The organism is Mycobacterium sp. (assembly GCF_035653355.1).
In the GTDB taxonomy this organism is placed as follows: Bacteria; Actinomycetota; Actinomycetes; order Mycobacteriales; family Mycobacteriaceae; genus Mycobacterium.
This window is the reverse complement of record NZ_DASRBZ010000527.1, coordinates 1-3,378: the sequence shown is the minus strand read 5'-3', so window position 1 is coordinate 3,378 and position 3,378 is coordinate 1. Positions and strand designations below refer to the sequence as shown.

Annotated in this window: 4 protein-coding genes; all 4 read right to left on the bottom strand. The window is 66.8% G+C overall.

Features of this window, described 5'->3' with window-relative positions:
• The coding region (uvrC, locus tag VFA16_RS18140; RefSeq protein ID WP_324969149.1) for an excinuclease ABC subunit UvrC at positions 1–1,159 on the bottom strand (1,159 nt) is incomplete at its 3' end.
• Positions 1,160–1,223: 64 nt separating this feature from the next.
• The gene (locus VFA16_RS18135) at positions 1,224–1,685 is read right to left on the bottom strand and encodes a PH domain-containing protein (RefSeq protein WP_324969148.1); all 462 of its coding nucleotides are present in this window, start codon (positions 1,683–1,685) and stop codon (positions 1,224–1,226) included.
• Positions 1,682–2,164: a 6,7-dimethyl-8-ribityllumazine synthase gene (gene ribH / locus VFA16_RS18130; RefSeq protein ID WP_324969147.1), complete on the bottom strand. Its 483-nt coding sequence runs from the start codon at positions 2,162–2,164 to the stop codon at positions 1,682–1,684. The genes VFA16_RS18135 and ribH overlap by 4 nt, the downstream gene beginning before the upstream one ends.
• The coding region (locus tag VFA16_RS18125) for a bifunctional 3,4-dihydroxy-2-butanone-4-phosphate synthase/GTP cyclohydrolase II (RefSeq protein WP_324969146.1) at positions 2,161–3,378 on the bottom strand (1,218 nt) is incomplete at its 5' end. The genes ribH and VFA16_RS18125, both read right to left, overlap by 4 nt.

Sequence of the window (3,378 nt, the reverse complement as noted above, 5' to 3'; positions counted from 1 at the left end):
ATTTATGTTGCTGCAGCGCCTCTTTGGCGTTGCGCTGGACGGTTTCTGCGAGCGCCTTTTTGTCGCCGCGCCGGGGCACTCGCAGCACGACGCGGGAACCCCGCAGCTTCGATAGCCAGCTGGCCAGTTCGTCGGAGTTGGGCGGCAGGCACGGCACCAGCACCTCGCGGGGCACCGGGTTTGCGAATTCGTCTGCTGCGCCGTCGAGTTCGGCCTGCTCGCCGTAGAACTGGGTGAGAAACTGCTCGACCAGTTGTGCTTCAGCTGAATCGCCGGGGTCGCCCGGCTTTTCGACGATCCAGCCACGCTGGCCGCGGACCCGCCCGCCCCGCACGTGGAACACCTGGACAGCGGCTTCCAGCTCGTCGTCGGCGAACGCCACCACGTCGGCGTCGGTGCCGTCACCTAGCACCACCGCCTGCTTTTCCAATGCCCGCTTGAGCGCCGAGAGGTCGTCGCGCAGCCGCGCGGCCGTCTCGAAGTCGAGTTGCTCGGCCGCGGCGTTCATCTGCTGTTGCAGGCTGCGGGCGAACTTCTCGGTTTTGCCGGACAAGAAGTCGCAGAAATCCAGCACGATCTGGCGGTGCTGCTCGGCGCTGACCCGCCCGACACACGGCGCCGAGCATTTGTCGATGTAGCCCAGCAGGCAGGGCCGATCAATCTGCTTGTGCCGCTTGAAAACTCCCGCAGAGCAGGTACGCGCCGGAAACACCCGGGTAAGCAGGTCCAGGGTCTCGCGGATCGCCCACGCATGCGAGTACGGCCCGAAGTAGCGCACACCTTTGCGCCGTGGACCGCGGTAGACCATCAACCGCGGGAATTCCTCGTTGAGGGTGACTGCCAACACCGGATACGACTTGTCGTCGCGGTACCGGACGTTGAACCGGGGATCGAACTCCTTGATCCAGTTGTATTCCAGTTGCAGCGCCTCGACCTCGGTGTTGACCACGGTCCACTCGACCTTGGCGGCGGTGGTGACCATCTGGCGGGTCCGCGGGTGCAGGCTGGCGACGTCGGCGAAGTAGGACGTCAGCCGGCTGCGCAGGCTCTTGGCCTTCCCGACATAGATGACGCGTCCGTACTGGTCCCGGAAGCGGTAGACGCCCGGCTCAACCGGGATGGACCCGGGTGCGGGGCGATATGTGGCGGGATCAGGCACGTTTTCAGGCTAGTCGTCGCGAGCAGACACAGAATCGGACTGGGGAGGCGCCGCGGGTGCGAGTCTACGTCTGCTCGCGTGAGGGACGGTAGCGCTCCAGCAGCTCACGCACGGTATCCATGGCGGCTACGGCGCGGTGTTTGTCGACGGCCTGGATCGCCATCAGCGGAATGTACTCGTCGTCGGGCAGGTCGATTCGCGCCCAGCGGGCGCCGGCAGGAAACGACACCCCGACGACGTCCGACCATGGGATCAGCCGGTCGCCAAGCAGGTTGCGCACCGACAGCCCGGCGGCGCCCACGCGCAGACGGGGCCGCGCAAACAGCAGCACCAGACCGGCGATGACGATGCCGAGCGCGGCGATCGCTACCTGGTCGGAAGTCTGGAAGACCACGCCTGTGGACTTGACTTTGAGCAGCAGGCCCACTGCGATATGCGCGGCCGCGATCACCACCGCCGCGGCGTAGGCGAAGTACGGCGTCAGGTGCGGGCGCACTTCCAGGTCCCAGTCCGGTGCTGCGGTCACGACTGTGCGCGCAGATCGCGCAGCGTCAGCGCGGTATTCAATGCGGCGGCGGTCGCCTGAGCGCCCTTGTCTTCGGCCGACGCAGGCAGGCCCGCCCGGTCGCGCGCCTGCTCTTCGGTGTTCGTGGTCAACACGCCGTTGGCTACCGGGGTCGACGCATCAAGCGAGACCCGGGTCAAGCCCTGGGTCACCGCATCACAGACGTAGTCGAAATGCGGCGTCTCACCGCGGATTACCACTCCCAGCGCGACGACCGCGTCGTGGTTGCGGGCCAGTTCCTGCGCCACCACCGGGATCTCGATCGCCCCGAGCACGCGGACCACGGTCGGGTTGTCGATTCCCCAGTCGGCGGCCGTTTTACGAGAGTTGTCCAGCAGCGCGTCACAGATTTCGGTGTGCCACGTGCTGGCGACGATTGCCAGTCTCAGCCCGGACGCGTCGAGCGCCGGCATCTCCGGCACACCGGCGCCACCACTCACAGCGCCCCGCCGAATTCGCCTGGCAAGTGGACCGATTCGTGGTAGTCGTCGAGTCCGACCAAGTCGTGGCCCATCCGGTCGCGTTTGGTCATCAGATACCGGATGTTCTCGGCATTGGCTCGCACCGGTAGCGGCACCCGTTCGATGATGTGCAGCCCATAGCCGTCCAGGCCGACCCGTTTGGCGGGGTTGTTGGTCAGCAACCGCATGGACCGGACCCCGAGGTCGACCAGAATCTGCGCGCCGATGCCGTAATCGCGTGCGTCGGCCGGGAACCCGAGTTTGAGGTTGGCGTCGACGGTGTCTTCGCCGGCGTCCTGCAGCTGGTAGGCCTGCAGTTTGTGCAGCAGCCCGATGCCGCGGCCCTCGTGGCCGCGCATGTAGAGCACGACACCGCGGCCCTCCCGCGCGACCATCGCCATTGCCGCGTCCAACTGGGGCCCGCAGTCGCAGCGGCGGGAGCCGAACACGTCGCCGGTCAGGCACTCGGAGTGCACGCGGACCAGCACGTCGTCGCCGTCGTAGTTGGGCCCCGCAATCTCACCGCGCACCAAAGCCACGTGCTCAACGTCGTCGTAGATGCTGGTGTAGCCGATCGCGCGAAACTCGCCGTGGCGGGTCGGGATCCGTGCCTCGGCGACCCGCTCGATCTGCTTCTCGTGTTTGCGCCGATACTCGATCAAGTCGGCGATGGCGATCAGCGCCAGGTCATGCTCGTCGGCGAACACCCGCAGCTCGTCGGTCTGGGCCATCGCGCCCTCGTCCTTCTGGCTGACGATTTCGCACAGCACCCCCGCGGGTTGTAGCCCGGCCATCCGGGCCAGGTCGACGGCAGCTTCGGTGTGGCCGGGGCGACGCAGCACGCCGCCTTCCTTGGCGCGCAACGGGACCACGTGCCCGGGGCGGGTGAAATCTTCGGCGACGCTGGCCGGGTCGGCCAGCAACCGCATCGTTGTCGCCCGGTCGGACGCCGAAATGCCTGTCCCCACACCGTTTCTCGCGTCAACAGTGACGGTGTAGGCGGTGCCGCGCTTGTCTTGGTTGACCGCGTACATCGGCAACAAGCCCAGCCGGTCGCAGATCGCGCCGTCCAGCGGCACGCACAAATATCCAGAGGTGTAGCGGACCATGAACGCCACCAGGCTCGGGGTCGCCTTCTCGGCGGCGAAAATCAGGTCGCCCTCGTTCTCCCGGTCCTCGTCGTCGATGACGAT